Origin of the sequence: Kribbella sp. NPDC051586 (genome assembly GCF_044453965.1) — a bacterium.
Taxonomy (GTDB): domain Bacteria; phylum Actinomycetota; class Actinomycetes; order Propionibacteriales; family Kribbellaceae; genus Kribbella.
Genome location: NZ_JBITDF010000004.1, coordinates 642,661 through 659,342, shown reverse-complemented (window position 1 = coordinate 659,342; position 16,682 = coordinate 642,661). Strand labels below are relative to the sequence as shown.

Genomic DNA, 16,682 nt, shown 5'->3' with positions numbered 1-16,682 from the left:
GTTCACAGCTCGGCCCCGAAGAACGCGAACGCGTCGGCGGCCCGCTCCGGCGACATCCGCTCCAGCGCGAACCCGCTGTGGATCAGCACGTACTCACCGGGAACGAACGGCCCGTCGAGCAGCGACATGTTGATGTCGCGGACGACTCCGGCGACCTCGACCCGGCCGAGGGCGGCGCCGTCCGGACAGTCGACCACGCGGCCCGGGATGCCCAGGCACATCGCGCTACATGTCCCTCAGCCGGAGGTAGCGACGGACGTCTTCCAGTCCGTAGTAGCCCAACCCGACGAGCATCAGCAGTACGACGGCCACCAGCATCCAGCGCATCACAACGTCCCCTCCGCCACACCGGGCCGGGATGCCGGTCCGGCGACCTGCCCGGTGACCAGGTCGACCACCAGTTGCGCCGCGGTCCCGACTGCGTCCTGGACGGCCTCCGACAGTCCGATCCCGGCGTCGACGGCGGCCGGTTCGCAGCCGATCACGACCACAGGACCTACAGTGCCACCGAGTCGCGGCACAAGCGAGAGCACAGCGTCCGGTCCGAGATCGTGGGCGTCCATGCTCACTTCCGGACCCGGCTCCGCGCCGGGCTCGGCCTCGATCACGTAGACCGTCCCCGGCGGCCCGCCGCGCTGGACCGTGTCGACGAACACGACCAGGTCGTACGGTTCAAGCAGTTGATAGGCGAGATGGATCCCGCGGATTCCGAAGTCCCGCACCTCCACGCCGTCCGGCAGACTGCGCTCCGACAGCTCCGCGACCACCGCCACCCCGAAGGCGTCGTCGCTGCAGAACAGGTTGCCCAGGCCGGCCACCAGAACGGTCATTTCATCGGCTCCAGTTCGTCCGGGCTGAAATACAGGTACCTGCCGTGCGAGCGCTGCACCTCGCCTTCCTCACCGTCCAGCGCGACCGCGACGTGGGTCTCCCCGTCCACGTCGGACAGTACGGCGACCACCGTGCCGAGCCGTCCGGTGAGGAACATGTCCTGCGCGTCGGCCCGCCGGACCCCGGGCCGCAGCCGGACCTTCGTACCGTTGCCAACGGCAACATCACCGACCTGGACGGTGTCGGTCGACGGCGAGACGGCCGCGTCGTTGCCGGGATCCCACCAGGGTTTGCTGACCGGCTCCGGTTCGGTCACCTTGCGCAGGTAGCGGATGGTGCCGTGCAACCGGTCCTGGAACTCCGGCGGCATCGAGTCGATCCGTTCGAGCAGCTCGGCCGTGCGCGGGTCGGTGCCGCGGGCCTCGCGTTTCTCCTCGTCGGTCAGCGTCATCGTGCGCAGGCTGAGGATCTCGTCGATCTCGGTCGCGTCGTACAGATCGCCCTGGCTCTCCGGCGCGATCCTCGGGTGGTCGTAAAGAATGATCGGCGACGACAACAGCAGGTCGCCGGCCAGCACCGGGTAGAGGCCGACGTTCTCGCAGCCGACCGCGTAGGCACTGGCCCACTCGGGCGGCTCCAGCAGCGAGATGAACCGGCAGCCGTCGGCGGCCACCAGGACGTGATGGGCGATCAACGCCTGGCGGAGCGCGCCGACGCGCTCGGAGCTGCCGTTCGCGGTGGTGTTCTCGACCCGGATCCGCAGCCGGGTGACGCCGTACGGGCCGGGGAGTTTCTTGAGGCTCAGGGCAACGGTCCCGGTGATCGGCTGCCGGGTCCGGCGGAGGAAGCCGGCCGTGCCGATCGCCTCGGTCTCGGTGCCGCCGGGCAGCTGGAACGGCACCTCGCGGGGGAACCTGTGCAAGCGCGTGGTGATGTCGACGGTGCGCACCACCGCCTCGTCCCACGGTCGGTACGTCGCCTCGTCGGTCGCCAGGACGGTGACCTCGGCCTTGTCGGCATCGAGGACGTGCCGCCACTGCGCCTGCAGGAAGCGCAACCGCACAGTGAGCACCGCGTCGTCGCCGTCGAGCAGGCACTCGGTCTGCGACCAGGACCGCTCGGACGGGTCCACCACCGAGTAGTCCGGCGGCATCAGGACGCCGAACTGCCAGCGGACCCGGTTCTTCCCGTCCGACGCCCGGTACGGGTAGAGGACGTAGCCCTCGAACAACAGCGCGTCCGCGAGCTCCTGGACGGCGTCGAACTCGTTCATTCCAGCTGTTCCTTCAGGAGTCGCTCGATCGCGTCGTCCCAGCCGGGCAGGGCTTCCCGCGTGCGGTACCGGTACAACCGGTCGAAGGTGTCCTGCCGCAGCCGTAGCCACGCGGCACCCGGGAAGTGCTGGTCCATCGCCTCACGCCACACCGCGACCGGCAGTTCGTACGTCGTCTCTTTCTGCCAGGCGACCGGTGTCACCGAGAGGGTGCCGGGACGGCCGGTGAAGATCGTCCCGTTGAACAACAGCAGCAGCGGTACGGCGTCCTCGCGCACCGCGTACAGGTACTTGTGGGCGGCGACGTCGAAGTCGTAGCTGCACGGCAACTGCAGGTCGACCTCGGTCGCGCCGGTGAAGCCGGGCACCATCTGGGTGACGAACGCCAGTTGCAGCGGCTTCAACGTCTCGCCCCAGCGCGCTCGCTCGCCGAACAGGTCGGCCAGCCCTTCGGCCTCCTCGTCGGTGTAGCGGCGCCGGATCGGCTCGATCCGGATCTGGCAGCGCATCGCCAGCGCGTGCACGGGCGTGCCGGTCGTCTCCTCGATCCGCAGCCGCATCCGGATCGACGGCGCGGCGGCGTACCGATCGGACTCGGCGCCGGTACAGCTGAAGTCGAGGTCAACCACGGTCGCGCTCCCGGATCGCCGCGAAGAACTCGTCGATCCGCTGCCAGACGTCCTCGCCGCCGGCGAAGCCTTCCCAGTACTGGCGGACGATGCCGACCAGCTGGTAGCACGCGTCGATCGGCACCAGGTGGCACTCGAACCCGCTGTCGAGCCGCCGCAGCAGCACGGCCTCCAGATCCGGGACGAGCTCCTGCAGCCGGGGATCGCCGGCCACGACCTCGTTCCAGGCGGTCAGGTCGAGCAGCGACTCGGTAGCGCCGCCCGGGCTCGGGTAGAAGGCGACGTACCGGCCCTGGTCGGACTGGTAGAAGAGGAAAGCCAGGTTGACCGGGATCCCCATCGCGTCCCACTGCGCCGCGGACATGGCGAACCCGGTGTCGGCCCGATAGCGCTCGGGCACCGCTCGGTAGTGCCCGTGCGACGCGGCCTCGCCGGTGAACAACAGATAGCAGGACCGGCACGTGCACAGCAGCCGATGCCCTTGGACGTCGGCCAGATGCGAGTGCCGGAGCCCGATCGGTACGGCGCACATCTCGCACTGCTCACCCGGCGCCGACTGCTCGCGGACCCCACCCGTGAACTCGCGCAGGACCGCCACCGGATCGACGGCCGGACGGGGCTTGTTCCGCGCGAGTGAGCGAAGGGTGGGCGGGGGTTTCACGCCGGTTGCACCCCCGGGATCGCAACCTTCCACCCCGAGCCTTCGGGCAGGAGTGGCAGCGCTTCGAGCGGTGCGCCCTCGACAGCCCGCCCGGCCAGACGGACGTCGTACTCCGCTGCGCAGCGTGGACAGGTGAGCTGATCGCCGTCCAGCCGGGCGTGGTGCAGGGCCGACGAGCACGCCGGGCAGTTGTTCCGGTAGGCGAACAACGTGCCGGCCAGGTTGGCCAGCAGCACGTCGAGGCCGCCGACAGTTCGGTGCTGGACCTGGCCGGGGGGTGGGGCCAGGTCCAGCTGGTGCCAGCCGTCCCGATGGGGGCGGAACGGCTCGATGGTCAACAGGGACTGCTTGTCCTTCACCATGCCCTCGACGTCGACCGCGATCGCCTCCGGGGCCGCGTCGAGGACCGCGTTCTCGACGGTCATGCGAACCGTGGCGGTCGAGCCCGGGCAGCCGTCACAACTGCCTTGCAGCCGCAGGTGTACGACGCCGTCGTCGTCGATGCCGAGGTAGTCGATCCCGCCCGCGTGCGAGCCCAGGTACGGCCGGACCGAGTCGAGCGCGTGCTGGATCCGGGTCGCGATGTCGTCGGGATGCAGGTCGTGCAGCAGGAGCAGGCCGGCGACCAGGTCGTCCCCGGCCAGCTGCCGGACCTGCGGCTCGTCGAGCAGGCTCAGCAGCTGTCCGAGGCCGGCGCCGTGCAGAGTCAGCACCGCGCGGACCAGTTCCTCCACCTGCCCGGCGAGCTTGGGGTCGGCGCGCCGCTGAACCTCGTCCAGCAGTACGTCGATCCGTTCGCTCAGGGCCTGGACGTCGTGCCTGTCCATCTCAGTACGGCGCTACCGCGACGGACGGTGAATGCAGGTGCGTCTTCTCCTGCCCGTTGCCGACGTACATGTGCACGCCGCACGGCAGGCAGGGGTCGAAGCTGCGGACCGCCCGCATGATGTCGATGCCTTTGAACCGCTCCGGTGGATTCTCCTCGAAGATCGGGGTGTTCTGTACGGCGTCCTCGTACGGGCCGGGGGTGCCGTAACTGTCCCGGACGCTGCCGTTCCACGGGGTCGGCGGGTACGGGTGGTAGTTCGCGATCTTGCCGTCGCGGATCACCAGGTGGTGGGACAGCACGCCGCGGACCGCCTCGGTGAAGCCGCACGAGATCGCCTCGTCCGGGACCTTGAACGGCGTCCAGGTCTCGGTCCGGCCGGCTCTGACCTCGGCCATCGCCTTTTCGCAGAAGTGCAGCGCGAGTGCCGCGGCGTACGCCTGGAAGTAGGTCCGGGCCCGGTTCCGCTCGATCGCGTTGCTCCACTGCGGGATCTTCCACTCGTACTCCGTGGCCGGTTTGAGCGCGGTCCGCGGGAGCTGGATCTTCACGCTGTGCCCGGTGGCCTGGATGTAGTCGGTGTTGACCAGGCCGGACAACGCGGTCGACCAGAGCCGGGCGATCGGTCCGCCGCCGGTGTCGAGGGCGAGATGGTCCGTGCCGTCGAACCAGCGCGGCGACATGGTCCAGCTGTAGGCGTTGGAGAAGTCACGCTTCTGCGGCTTGGGCAGCGTGTGCTGGTTCCACGGGTGCCGCACGTCGATCGGATTGCCGAGCGGGTCGACGTCGACGAACTTCTCGTGCGATCCGTCGGCCCAGTCGTCGTAGTACGAGCTGCCGAGCAGGATGCGCAGGCCGAGGTTGATGTCGACGAGGCTGTTGGTGACCAGTTGGCCGTCCACGATCACGCCCGGGGTGACGAACATCCGCCGGCCCCAGGCCTCCATGTTCCGGTAGCTGAAGTCGCAGATCGCCGGGTCCTGCAGACTGCCCCAGCAGCCGAGCAGGATCCGCCGCTCGCCGACGTGCTCGTAGCCGGGCAGCGCCTCGTAGAAGAAGTCGAACAGGTCGTCGTGCAGCGGCACGACCTTCTTCATGAATTCGATGTAGCGCATCAGCCGGGTCAGGTAATCGGTGAACAGCTGAATCGTCGCGACCGTGCCGACGCCGCCTGGGTAGAGCGTGGACGGGTGGACGTGCCGGCCCTCCATCAGGCAGAACATCTCGCGGGTGTAGCGGCTGACGTGCAGCGCCTCGCGGTAGAACTCGCCCTCCAGCGGGTTCAGCGAGCGCATGATGTCGCCGATCGTCCGGTAGCCGTGGTCGCCGGCGTGCGGCGCCTCGGTCCGGTTCGCCAGCTCGAGGACGCCGGGGTTGGTCTCCTTGACCATCCGCTCGCAGTAGTCCACCCCGACCAGGTTCTCCTGGAAGATGTTGTGGTCGAACATGTACTCCGCTGCCTCGCCGAGGTTGACGATCCACTCGCCGAGGTGTGGCGGCGCGACGCCGTACGCCATGTTCTGCGCGTAGACCGAGCAGGTGGCGTGGTTGTCACCGCAGATCCCGCAGATCCGGCTGGTGATGAAGTGCGCGTCGCGCGGGTCCTTGCCCTTCATGAAGATGCTGTAGCCGCGGAAGATCGACGACGTGCTGTGGCACTCCTCCACGGTCTTCGACTTGAAGTTCACGTTCGCGTAGATGCCGAGGCTGCCGACGATGCGGGTGATCGGGTCCCAGGCCATCTCGACGACGTCGGAGCTCTTCGCGCCGGTCGTCTCGGGCCTGACCTTGGGATCGGTGGTCGTCATGGCCTACCACACCTTCTCGTAGCCGGTGGCGAGTTCGGAGCCCTTGCGCCGCCACTTCGGTTCCTTGTTGCCGGCGTTCTGGGTGTACTTGCGGAGCCGGCGGATGACGGTGCCGTAGACCATCGTCGCGGTGGTGGAGATCTTGCTGCCCGGCGGTTCGTCCATGAACGGCATGAACTTGTCCGGGAAGCCGGGCATCGTGCAGGCGATGCAGATCCCGCCGACGTTCGGGCAACCGCCGACGCCGTTGATCCAGCCGCGCTTGGGCACGTTGCAGTTGACGACCGGACCCCAGCAGCCCAGCTTCACCAGGCACTTGGGCGAGCCGTACTCCTTGGCGAAGTCGCCCTGCTCGTAGTACCCGGCCCGGTCGCACCCCTCGTGCACCGTCCGGCCGAACAGCCACTGCGGCCGCAGCTCGGCGTCGAGCGGGATCATCGGGGCCTGGCCGGCGACCTGGTACAGCAGGTAGACGAGCGTCTCGGACAGGTTGTCGGGGTGGATCGGGCAACCTGGCACGCAGACGATCGGCAGACCGGCCTTGGACTTCCAGCTCCAGCCGAGGTAGTCGGGCACGCCCATCGCGCCGGTGGGGTTGCCGGCCATCGCGTGGATCCCGCCGTACGTCGCACACGTGCCGACGGCCACCACCGCAGTGGCCTTCGGGGCCAGCCGGTCCAGCCACTCCGACGTCTTCATCGGCTGTCCGGTGGCCGGGTTGTTGCCGAAGCCGGCCCAGTAGCCGTCGCCGTGGATCGCCTCGTTCGGGATCGAGCCCTCGACCACCAGGACGAACGGCTCGAGCTCACCGCGGTCGGCCTTGTGCCACCAGGCGATGAAGTTGTCCGCGCCGGTCTCGGGGCCGCACTCGAAGTCGATCAGCGGCCAGTGCACCGCGATCCGCGGCAGCCCGGGCAGGGCGCCGAGGACGATCTCCTCGATACTGGGCTGGGTGGCCGCCGTCAGCGCGACGGAGTCACCGTCGCAGCTCAGCCCGCCGTTCATCCAGAGGATGTGGACGACACCCTCGTCGGTCTCCTGCTTCCCCTGCTCCGGTTCCAGTGCCGTGGACACGACGCCGCCCTTCCCTCACCCCAGGAATGCCGATCCTTTCGACCGTACGACGGTCGTGGGCGCACGGACAGACACTTGTGTCAGCTATTAATGGCGGTGTCCGGAAATCCGGGATTCGGCGATTCCAGGACAATCCGGAGCGGCTTCTTTCCAGGCTTCCACCGATATTCTCGGGCAATGGACGACGATTCCGGGCGCGAGGTCTTCGTCTCGCCCGTGGTCGTGGCCTCGCAGGTCTTCCCGGCCCGGCCGGGATCGCTGCCGGACGCCGAGCAGTTCGTCCGCGAGGCACTCGAGCCGATCCGCCTGGAGACCGAGGAGCGGCAGGCGCTGTACCAGGCCATCACGGCCGCGTTGCTGGCCGCCGCCGGGGCGAAGGACAACGTCTTCGACGTGACCGTGCGGATCTTCCCCGACGGTGTGGAGGTCGAGGTGCTGCACGGCGCCGGGGTCCACCGGGTGCAGCCGGCGGCCGAGCCGTTCGCCGACTGGCTGACCGGCGTACTGCGTGGTCAGGGCCTGTCGCAGGAGGCAGCCGCCCAGCGGATCGGGGTGTCGGTGCGGACCATCAGCCGCTGGCTGCGCGGCGACACCGAACCGCGCCTGCGGGACCTCCGCAAGGTGCACGAGATCTTCGGTCCGTGATCTCTGGCATGCGACCGGGAGCGGGTTTAGTGTGCGAATTGTCCGCTGATCGCGGAATTCGCCATTCCTTTTCGCCCGGCGGGGTGAGCATCACGAACGAACCGGAACGGGTACGCAGCCGGATGCTGGTCACGGGCGTCGTCCAGGGCGTCGGATTCCGCCCGTTCGTGTACGCCCTGGCCCGCGAGCTCGGCCTGTCGGGCCAGGTCGGCAACACCGCGGCCGGAGTCGTCGCCGAGGTCGAGGGACCGGATGGGGCCGTGACCGCGTTCGCGGACCGTATCCGCACCGACGCGCCGCCGCTGGCGGTCGTCTCGACCGTTGCCGCGGAGTCGCTGCCGACGCTGGGCGGGACCGAGTTCACCATCCTCGACTCCACCGCCGGAGCGGGCCGCACGCTGGTCTCGCCCGATGTCGCGACCTGCGCGGACTGCTGGTCCGAATTCGCCGATCCGTCCGACCGGCGCTACCGGCATCCGTTCATCACCTGCACCAACTGCGGACCGCGCTTCACGATCATCACCGGTCTGCCCTACGACCGGCCCGCCACCACGATGGCGGGATTCCCGCTCTGCGCCGACTGCGCCCGCGAGTACGCCGATCCCGCCGACCGCAGGTTCCACGCGCAGCCGATCGCCTGCCCGGCCTGCGGCCCGCGGCTGCAGCTTGTCCAGCCCGGCCTCGAGACGGCGTACGACGAGGACGCGCTGGCGTCGGCGCACGCGCTGCTGGTCGACGGCGCGATCCTCGCGGTCAAGGGGATCGGCGGCTTCCATCTGGTCTGCGACGCCGCCGATCAGGCGGTCGTGACCACCCTGCGCAAGCGCAAGGACCGTGGTGACAAGCCGTTCGCCGTGATGGCCGCCGATCTCGACGCGGCCCGCCGGATCGCCTCGGTCGACGCCGACCAAGAGGCTCTCCTCACCGGCAGTCGGCACCCGATCGTACTGCTCCGGCGCCGGCCGGGCGCGGCCGTTGCCGAAGCCGTTGCCCCCGGCAACCCTGATCTCGGCGTGATGCTGCCGTACACGCCGCTGCACCAGCTCTTGTTCGACCAGCCCGGCCCCGGCGTGCTGGTGATGACCAGCGGCAACCTGTCCGGCGAGCCGATCGTGACCGCCGACGACGACGCGATGACCCGGCTGGCCGGTCTGGCCGACGCGTGGCTCGGTCACGACCGCCCGATCCACGTGCCGTGCGACGACTCGGTCGTACGGATCGTCGACGGGACCGAGCTGCCGGTCCGGCGGTCTCGTGGGTACGCGCCGTTCCCGGTCGACCTGCCCGTCCCGGTCCGGCCCGCGCTGGCGGTCGGCGGTGACCTGAAGAACACGTTCTGCCTCGGCGAGGGGCGCTACGCCTGGCTCTCGGCACACGTCGGCGACATGGACGATCTCGCGACGTTACAGGCGTTCGAGCGCGCCGAGCAGCACCTCGAGGAGTTGACCGGGGTCCGGCCCGAGGTGCTCGTGACGGACAAGCACCCGTCGTACCGTTCGCGGCAGTGGGCCGAGCGGCACGCCGACGGCCGCCCGGTCATCGGCGTACAGCATCACCATGCGCACCTCGCGTCGGTGATGGCGGAGCACCGGTACGACGGCGAGATCATCGGGTTCGCGTTCGACGGGACCGGGTACGGCGACGACGGTGCGGTGTGGGGCGGTGAGGTGCTGCTGGCCGGGTACGACGGCTTCGAACGGTATGCACATCTGAAGTACGTGCCCCTGCCCGGCGGCGACGCCGGGGTTCGCAACCCGTGCCGGATGGCGTTGTCGCACCTGCGAGCCGCGGGACTGCGCTGGGATCCACGCTTGCCGTCCGTCCAGGCGTGCCGCGAGCTGGACCTGCTCGAGGCTCAGTTGGACCACGACATCGCGTGTGCGCCGACGTCCAGCATGGGCAGGTTGTTCGATGCGGTCTCGTCGCTGGCCGGGGTGTGTCACCGGGCCGGATACGAGGCGCAGGCGGCGATCGAGCTGGAGGGACTGGCCGCGTCCGGTCGAGGACTCGGCGCGTACGAGTTCGAGGTCGAGGCAGAGCAGATCGATCCGGCGCCGGTGCTCGCCGCGGTCGTGCGGGACGTGCTGGCCGGGGTGGCGCCGAGCGTGATGAGCGCGCGGTTCCACCGGGGTCTGGCCGAACTGATGGTGACGCTGGCCGAACGGGTTCGCGCCGCCGAAGGATTGACCACCGTCGGGCTGTCCGGCGGCGTGTTCGTCAACGAAGTGTTGCTATCGGCAACTACCAGGGCGTTGACCGGCGCCGGGTTCACCGTACTGCGGCATCTGCGGGTGCCGCCGACGGACGCCGGGCTCGCCCTCGGGCAGCTGGCCGTGGCAGCTCGGGTCGGGTAGGGGAGGGAACAATCATGTGTCTGGCCGTGCCGGGAAAGGTCGTGGAGATCCGGGAGGAAGACGGCACCCGGATGGGGCAGGTCGACTTCGGTGGTGTGCTGAAGGACGTCTGTCTGGAGTACCTGCCTGATCTGCAGGTGGGTGAGTACACCATCGTGCATGTCGGCTTCGCGTTGCAGCGACTCGACGAGGAGTCCGCCATGCAGTCACTCGCGCTGTACCGCAAGCTCGGTGCGCTCGAGGAGGAGTTCGGGGACCAGTGGGGTCTGGCCGCCCGGCAAGCCGGTGAGCGCCGCCCGCCCGGCACGGAATGGGCTGCGACGAATCCTGGAGGCGAGCCGCGATGAAGTATCTCGAGGAGTTCAGCGATCCGGCACTGGCCCGCAAGCTGGTCGACCAGATCGAGGCCACCGCGACGAAGCCGTGGGCGATGATGGAGGTCTGCGGCGGGCAGACGCACACGATCGTCCGGCACGGCATCGACCAGTTGCTGCCGGACGGCGTCGAGATGATCCACGGCCCCGGCTGCCCGGTCTGCGTGACGCCGCTGGAGACGATCGACAAGGCGCTCGAGATCGCCGCCCAGCCGGGCGTGATCTTCTGCTCGTTCGGCGACATGCTGCGCGTGCCCGGCAGCGGTCGCGACCTGTTCCGGATCAAGAGCGAGGGCGGTGACGTCCGGGTCGTCTACTCGCCGCTGGACGCGCTGCGGCTGGCGCAGCAGAACCCGGACAAGCAGGTCGTCTTCTTCGGCATCGGGTTCGAGACCACCGCCCCGCCGAACGCGATGACCGTCTACCAGGCCAAGAAGCTCGGCATCCCGAACTTCAGCCTGCTCGTCTCCCACGTCCGGGTGCCGCCCGCGATCGAGGCGATCATGCAGTCGCCGAGCTGCCGGGTCCAGGGTTTCCTCGCCGCCGGTCATGTCTGCAGCGTGATGGGCACGGCGGAGTACCCGGAACTCGCGGACAGGTACGGCGTACCGATCGTGGTGACCGGCTTCGAACCGCTGGACATCCTGGCCGGGATCCTGCGCACGGTCAGCCAGCTCGAGAAGGGCGAGCACGTGGTCGAGAACGCGTACCGGCGGGCGGTCCGCGACGAGGGCAACCCGGCCGCGAAGGCGATGCTGGCCGACGTCTTCGAGACCACCGACCGGGCCTGGCGGGGAATCGGGATGATTCCGCAGAGCGGCTGGCGACTGTCCGAGCGTTATCGCGAGTACGACGCGGAGTACCGCTTCCAGGTCCGCGACATCGCGACGCAGGAGTCGACGGTGTGCCGCAGCGGCGAGGTGCTGCAGGGGTTGATCAAGCCGCACGAGTGCTCCGCCTTCGGGACGCTCTGTACGCCGCGCAACCCGCTCGGGGCCACGATGGTGTCGAGTGAGGGCGCGTGTGCGGCGTACTACCTGTATCGCCGGCTGGAGACGCCGACCGAGGTGGTGACGACCGGTGGCTGAACCGGTGCTCGACTTCGACGGCTGGACCTGCCCGCTGCCGTTGCGCGATCACCCGAACGTCGTGATGGGGCACGGCGGCGGCGGGCAGATGTCGGCCGAGCTGATCGAGCACCTCTTCGTGCCCGCCTTCGCGAACCCGCTGCTCGACGGCCTGACGGACTCGGCGGTGTTCACCCTCGGGGACGCGCGGCTGGCGTTCTCGACGGACTCGTTCGTCGTCCAGCCGTTGTTCTTCCCCGGCGGCAGCATCGGGCACCTGGCCGTGAACGGCACGGTCAACGATCTGGCGATGAGCGGCGCGCAGGCGGCGTACCTGTCCTGCGGCTTCATCCTCGAAGAAGGGGTCGAGCTGTCCGTGGTCGGCCGGATCGCGGTGGACCTCGGGGACGCGGCGCGGCGGGCCGGGGTGACCGTCGCGACCGGCGACACCAAGGTGGTGGACGCGGGGCACGGCGACGGCGTGTACATCAACACCGCCGGCGTCGGGCTGGTGCCGGCCGGTGTCGACATCCGTCCGCAGCGCGCGGCGCCGGGGGATGTCGTCATCGTCAGCGGTCAGATCGGGGTGCACGGAATCGCGATCATGAGTGTGCGGGAGGGCATCTCGTTCGGCACCGAGGTGGTCAGCGACTGCGCGCCGCTGAACGACCTGGTCGCGACGATGCTCGCGGCGTGCGCCGACCTGCATGTCCTCCGCGACCCGACCCGCGGTGGCGTGGCGACCTCGCTCAACGAGATCGCCAAGTCGGCCGGCGTCGGCATCGAGCTGATCGAGAGCGCCTTGCCGGTACCGGAGACGGTCGCGAACGCCTGCTCGTTCCTCGGGCTCGATCCGCTGTACGTCGCCAACGAGGGCAAGCTGCTCGCGATCGTGTCGCGCGACGACGCGGACGCCGTACTCGCGGCGATGCGGGCGGATCCACTGGGCACGGACGCCGCGATCATCGGCGAATGCGTCGAGGCGCATCCGGGCATGGTCGTGACCCGCACGGCCTTCGGCGCTACCCGAGTGGTTGATACCCCGATCGGAGAGCAGCTGCCCCGGATCTGTTAGCGAGCCATTCGTGCCAGGCATCGAGTCCGTCGCCGCGGGTCGCGGAGACGGGCAGCAGTTCGACGTCCGGCTTGACCCGGTGGATCAGCTCCAGGCACAGGTCGGTGTCGAAGTCGACGTACGGGAGCAGGTCGATCTTGTTCAGCAGGACGAGGTCGGCGGTGCGGAACATGTACGGGTACTTGGCGGGTTTGTCCGCGCCCTCGGTGACCGAGATGATCACCACCCGGGCCGACTCGCCGAGGTCGAACAGGGCCGGGCAGACCAGGTTGCCGACGTTCTCGACGAACACCAGCGAGCCGTCGGGTGGGGCGAGTTCGGCCAGGCCGCGGTCGAGCATCTCCGCGTCCAGGTGGCAGCCGGCGCCGGTGTTGATCTGGACGACCTTGCTGCCGGTGGACCGGATCCGCTGGGCGTCCAGCCAGGTCTCCTGGTCGCCCTCGATCACGAGGGTCTCGCGGCGGCCGTCGAGGTCGGTGATGGTGCGCTCGAGCAGCGTGGTCTTGCCGGAGCCGGGGGAGCTCATCAGGTTGACCGCGGTGATCGCGTGCTCGGTCAGCCGGTGCCTGGTGGCCGCGGCGAGCAGGTCGTTCTTCGCCAGGATGTCCTGCTCGAGCAGCACGGTCCGGTGCTCGTGCTCGTGCTCATGCGGGTGGGGGTGGTCGTGCTCGTGATCGTGGGTGTGCCCATCGACCAGCGTCACGCGGGTCGTGCCGTCCTCGCCCCCACAGCCACACGTGCTGCACATGTCAACACACCTCCACCGAGACGATCCGCAGCTCGCGGCCGGCCAGCACGTCGAGATCGGCGCTGCCGCAGTCGCACAGCATGATCGGATCCTCGAGCGTGAACTCCCGCCCGCAGTCCCGACAGTACGCGCGCCCCGGCGGCTCGTCGATGTCCAGCCGCGCCCCTTCCAGCCCGGTCCCGCCGGTGACGATCTCGAAGCAGAACCGGATCGAATCGGTCACCACTCCGGACAGCCGCCCGATCTCGAGCCGGACGGCTGCCACCGGTCCGTCGCCGATCTTCTCGACGATCGCATCGACGATGCTCTCCGTGATGGCGAGCTCATGCACCTTCCCGACGCTAGGCGCGCCGCCCGGTGGCGGCAAGAGGCTGGAAACCTGCACGCGCGGCGGCAACCATCGAAGACGTCCCGGCTGATCGCTACCGCGAACGAAGCGGTCGACCTGGTCAACCCGCCCGACCGCGCTGTCGGTCCCCATAAAGATCACCAGGTAACGCAACTTCGACGGCGGAGGCCGCATCGGGTAGGTGTGAACAACCTCCTGAAACGAGCCTCCGCCGCCGCGGCGTCCGCCGTGCTGCTCGGCGGTCTGACGGCTGCCTCCGGCAGTACCGCGAACGCCGCTCCGGCGGCTGCCACCGCAGCCTGCAGCATGTCCGTCGGTTCGATCACGGCCGGCGGTGACATCGCCAACACCTCGGTCACCGCGGGGTCGCCGATCACGTCGAAGCGGGCGGCCGGCCCGCACCTGTTCGGTCCAGGGCTCGCGAAGATCGCGTCGACCTGGACCACCACGGTCGGTGTCGCGGGCGAGGACACGACGTACGGCCAGGTGGTCGTGAACGGCACGCTGTACTACGGCGAATACGGCCACTCCTCGACCGGCGCGCCGACCAGCAGCCTGAAGTCCCTCGGCGTCGGGTACCAGGGCTACAAGGCGATCGAGTCGTCGTTCTACTGGGGCAAGACCGTGCGTGGGGCGGACTACCGGCTGCGTGGCGACGGGGTGCTGTACCGGTACGGTCCGAACAAGCAGGTCACGCGCTACACCGGCTACTCGGCCGTCAAGACGATGGCGCTGATCAGCGAGACGCAGACGTACGACACCTTCCTGGCACTCACCACCGGCGGCGCGCTGTACACCATCCACATCCCGACGAGCACGGTGGCGCCGACCGTCAAGAAGGTCCGCACGTCGACCTGGCAGAAATTCGACTTCCTGGTCGCGGAGAAGTGCGGCACCCAGAGCACGTTGCTGACGGCAATCGACAAGGACAGCGGCTCGGCCTACCTGTACGCCGTTGGTCACGCCAACGGAGCCGCGACCGTCATCCAAGGCCTCGGCAAGGTCCCCGGCACCTTCAGCGACCCCGTCTACTACCTCCACACCGCAGAGGGCAACCCGTCGCTTTTCGGCGAGTGAGAAACTTTTTCGGCCTGGACCGTATCAAGCTGACCAAGTGACTCACGAAAGGACCTTCTTGATGAGCCTGAAGCGAACCTCCGCGGCCGCGGCTTCCGCCGTGCTGCTGGGGTCCTTGGCAACTCTCCCAGCCACGACGGCGAGCGCGTCCGCGACCGCCGCCTGCACGATGACCGCGGGCTCGATCACCCCGGGCGGCAACTTCGCCGACGCCACCGTCACGGCGTCGGCCCCGCCTGCCGCTCAGCAGAGCACCGGACCACACGTCTTCACCGCGGGGATCACGAAGGCGAGCTCGACCTGGACCAACAGCGGGGCCGGTCCGGACGGCACCGCGGCGTCGACCGCACTGGTCATCCTGAACGACTCGATGTACGAGGCCACGTATACGACAGGCTCGACCGAGCCGCCACTCCGGCTGGACAAGGTCGGGTCGGGCTGGGGCAACTTCACCATGGTCGAGCAGTCCCTCTGGCAGAAGGCGCCCGGCTCCGGTGAGTCTGCCCTCGCCTGGTACGGCCTGGTCGGCGGGACCGGCGTCCTCAACCGTTGGGCCGGGGGCCCGGACGACATCTACCGCCACGAGACCGCGGGCGGTTTCGCGTCCGTCAAGGCGATGGCGCTGATCAGCGAAACGAAGGCCTACGACACCTTCCTCGCGAACACGCGCGGCGGTGGCCTCTACACGATCCGGATCCCGCGGACCTCGCCGCTGAAGCCGATCGTCACGCCGATCCGGACCTCCACCTGGCAGGGCTTCGAGGCGCTGGTCGCCGAGAAGTGCGGGAACCAGAGCACGCTGCTGACCGCGATCGACAAGGACACCGGTTCGGCGTACCTCTACGCGGTCGGCCACACCAACGGCACGGCCACCGCGATCAAGGGCCTCGGCAAACTGCCGGGCACCTACAAGGACCCCGTCTACTTCCTCGACACCGCTGAGGGCAACCCGCCCCTCAACGGCGACTGAGACTGACGCGACAGAGCCTCGGTGACCTGGTCACCGGGGCTCTGTTCACGTACTAGAAGTCGCCGCCGAAGTCTCCGCCGCCGAAGTCGAAGCCGCCGCCGTCTCCACCGAAGTCTCCGCCGCCGAAGTCTCCGCCGTCGCCGCCGCCATCTCCACCGCCATCTCCGCCGCCGTCGCCGTCGCCACCATCTCCGCCGTCGGCCTGGCCGTCCTGGTAGCCGGCGGCGTAGTCGCCGTACCCGCCGCCGGCGAACATGCCGCCGAGAGCGGTGCCGATGAACATGCCGGTCAGCACACCGCCGACGCCACCGAACAGGCCCTGCGCGTACGGCGAGTAGGCCGGGCCGGCCTCCCAGTACGGCACGCGCTGCGGGCCGACCATGACCTTGCGGACGTCCGGCTCGGCGCCGGCGCGGACCCGCTCGGCGTCGGCCGCACAGGCCGGCACCTCACGCGGAGCGCCGCCGGGCGGCGACCACATCACGTCGACCACGGACGGGCCGTGCTGCGGATTGAAGAAGCAGGCGGGCCGGCGCTGCGGCAGCGGCTCGCCGTTCACCCGGGCCTTCACACAGGCGGCGGCGTACCGGCCGTCCTCGAGGATCTCGACCACGTGCTTGATCTGGTCGGCCTGGGTCACCTGGCCGATCGCCTGCTTGGCGGACTCGTAGGAGTCCAGCGCGCGCTGGTAGTCCTGCCGGGCACCATCGCCGAGGTCCTTGCCGACCATCTCCAGGTCGAGGTCCTGCAGCTCCTCGCCGAAGCGAGTGATGTCTTCGTCAGCGGTGCGCTTCACCGACTCCAGCTCGGCGGCCGTGATCTCGTGCTGCTTCTTGTTCTGCAGCTGGGTCCGACGGTACGAGCGGTACGCCAGAACCGCGATCACCACAACAGCGATGATCAGGATGAAGTCCATGTCGG

Annotated in this window: 18 protein-coding genes; 7 read left to right on the top strand and 11 right to left on the bottom strand. The window is 69.1% G+C overall.

Going from position 1 to position 16,682, the window contains the following annotated elements; all coding sequences use genetic code 11:
- Window positions 1–2 precede the first annotated feature (2 nt).
- The 8 genes from ACIA58_RS30020 to ACIA58_RS29985 all read right to left on the bottom strand — a co-directional run bounded on the left by ACIA58_RS30020 (window position 3) and on the right by ACIA58_RS29985 (window position 7,102).
- Window positions 3–221: a HypC/HybG/HupF family hydrogenase formation chaperone gene (locus ACIA58_RS30020; RefSeq protein ID WP_396407160.1), complete on the bottom strand. Its 219-nt coding sequence runs from the start codon at window positions 219–221 to the stop codon at window positions 3–5.
- A 105-nt stretch (window positions 222–326) separates the two neighbouring features.
- A complete protein-coding gene (locus ACIA58_RS30015; protein ID WP_396407159.1) occupies window positions 327–830 on the bottom strand; it encodes a hydrogenase maturation protease in 504 nt (167 codons plus the stop codon).
- Window positions 827–2,104, bottom strand: coding sequence for a hypothetical protein (locus ACIA58_RS30010; protein WP_396407158.1), 1,278 nt, complete (start codon window positions 2,102–2,104; stop codon window positions 827–829). The genes ACIA58_RS30015 and ACIA58_RS30010 overlap by 4 nt, the downstream gene beginning before the upstream one ends.
- On the bottom strand, window positions 2,101–2,733 hold the full coding sequence (locus ACIA58_RS30005; protein ID WP_396407157.1) for a DUF6084 family protein: 633 nt from the start codon (window positions 2,731–2,733) through the stop codon (window positions 2,101–2,103). Before ACIA58_RS30005 ends, ACIA58_RS30010 begins: the two co-directional genes overlap by 4 nt.
- On the bottom strand, window positions 2,726–3,394 hold the full coding sequence (locus ACIA58_RS30000; RefSeq protein WP_396407156.1) for a DUF5947 family protein: 669 nt from the start codon (window positions 3,392–3,394) through the stop codon (window positions 2,726–2,728). Before ACIA58_RS30000 ends, ACIA58_RS30005 begins: the two co-directional genes overlap by 8 nt.
- Window positions 3,391–4,221: a NifU family protein gene (locus ACIA58_RS29995; protein WP_396407155.1), complete on the bottom strand. Its 831-nt coding sequence runs from the start codon at window positions 4,219–4,221 to the stop codon at window positions 3,391–3,393. The genes ACIA58_RS30000 and ACIA58_RS29995 overlap by 4 nt, the downstream gene beginning before the upstream one ends.
- Window position 4,222: 1 nt before the next feature.
- The gene (locus ACIA58_RS29990; RefSeq protein WP_396407154.1) at window positions 4,223–6,028 is read right to left on the bottom strand and encodes a nickel-dependent hydrogenase large subunit; all 1,806 of its coding nucleotides are present in this window, start codon (window positions 6,026–6,028) and stop codon (window positions 4,223–4,225) included.
- Window positions 6,029–6,031: 3 nt separating this feature from the next.
- On the bottom strand, window positions 6,032–7,102 hold the full coding sequence (locus ACIA58_RS29985) for a hypothetical protein (RefSeq protein WP_396407153.1): 1,071 nt from the start codon (window positions 7,100–7,102) through the stop codon (window positions 6,032–6,034).
- Window positions 7,103–7,279: 177 nt separating this feature from the next.
- On the opposite strand from ACIA58_RS29985, the gene ACIA58_RS29980 reads away from it, so the two are divergent.
- The 5 genes from ACIA58_RS29980 to hypE all read left to right on the top strand — a co-directional run bounded on the left by ACIA58_RS29980 (window position 7,280) and on the right by hypE (window position 12,617).
- Complete coding sequence (locus ACIA58_RS29980) at window positions 7,280–7,747, top strand: helix-turn-helix domain-containing protein (RefSeq protein ID WP_396407152.1); 468 nt, start codon at window positions 7,280–7,282, stop codon at window positions 7,745–7,747.
- A gap of 83 nt (window positions 7,748–7,830) precedes the next feature.
- Window positions 7,831–10,101, top strand: coding sequence for a carbamoyltransferase HypF (gene hypF, locus ACIA58_RS29975; RefSeq protein WP_396407151.1), 2,271 nt, complete (start codon window positions 7,831–7,833; stop codon window positions 10,099–10,101).
- Window positions 10,102–10,115: 14 nt separating this feature from the next.
- Entirely contained in the window at window positions 10,116–10,448 is a 333-nt protein-coding gene (locus tag ACIA58_RS29970) for a HypC/HybG/HupF family hydrogenase formation chaperone (protein ID WP_396407150.1), read from the top strand.
- The gene (gene hypD, locus ACIA58_RS29965; protein WP_396407149.1) at window positions 10,445–11,563 is read left to right on the top strand and encodes a hydrogenase formation protein HypD; all 1,119 of its coding nucleotides are present in this window, start codon (window positions 10,445–10,447) and stop codon (window positions 11,561–11,563) included. The genes ACIA58_RS29970 and hypD overlap by 4 nt, the downstream gene beginning before the upstream one ends.
- Window positions 11,556–12,617, top strand: a complete 1,062-nt coding sequence (hypE, locus tag ACIA58_RS29960; protein WP_396407148.1) for a hydrogenase expression/formation protein HypE — start codon at window positions 11,556–11,558, stop codon at window positions 12,615–12,617. The genes hypD and hypE overlap by 8 nt, the downstream gene beginning before the upstream one ends.
- Here the strand turns inward: hypE and hypB are convergent.
- Window positions 12,565–13,365 (bottom strand): hydrogenase nickel incorporation protein HypB, encoded by an 801-nt coding sequence (gene hypB / locus ACIA58_RS29955; protein WP_396407147.1) that lies wholly within the window; start codon window positions 13,363–13,365, stop codon window positions 12,565–12,567. The two genes, hypE and hypB, sit on opposite strands and share 53 nt — an antisense overlap.
- A 1-nt stretch (window position 13,366) precedes the next feature.
- The gene (locus ACIA58_RS29950; protein WP_396407146.1) at window positions 13,367–13,696 is read right to left on the bottom strand and encodes a hydrogenase maturation nickel metallochaperone HypA; all 330 of its coding nucleotides are present in this window, start codon (window positions 13,694–13,696) and stop codon (window positions 13,367–13,369) included.
- 201 nt (window positions 13,697–13,897) lie between these two features.
- Between ACIA58_RS29950 and ACIA58_RS29945 the strand changes: the two genes are divergently transcribed.
- Together ACIA58_RS29945 and ACIA58_RS29940 are read left to right on the top strand one after the other, a co-directional pair.
- On the top strand, window positions 13,898–14,791 hold the full coding sequence (locus tag ACIA58_RS29945) for a hypothetical protein (RefSeq protein ID WP_396407145.1): 894 nt from the start codon (window positions 13,898–13,900) through the stop codon (window positions 14,789–14,791).
- Between the two features lie 61 nt (window positions 14,792–14,852).
- Window positions 14,853–15,761, top strand: coding sequence for a hypothetical protein (locus ACIA58_RS29940; protein WP_396407144.1), 909 nt, complete (start codon window positions 14,853–14,855; stop codon window positions 15,759–15,761).
- Window positions 15,762–15,813: 52 nt separating this feature from the next.
- On the opposite strand, the gene ACIA58_RS29935 is transcribed toward ACIA58_RS29940, so the two are convergent.
- Window positions 15,814–16,677, bottom strand: a complete 864-nt coding sequence (locus tag ACIA58_RS29935; protein WP_396407143.1) for a hypothetical protein — start codon at window positions 16,675–16,677, stop codon at window positions 15,814–15,816.
- Window positions 16,678–16,682 lie beyond the last annotated feature (5 nt).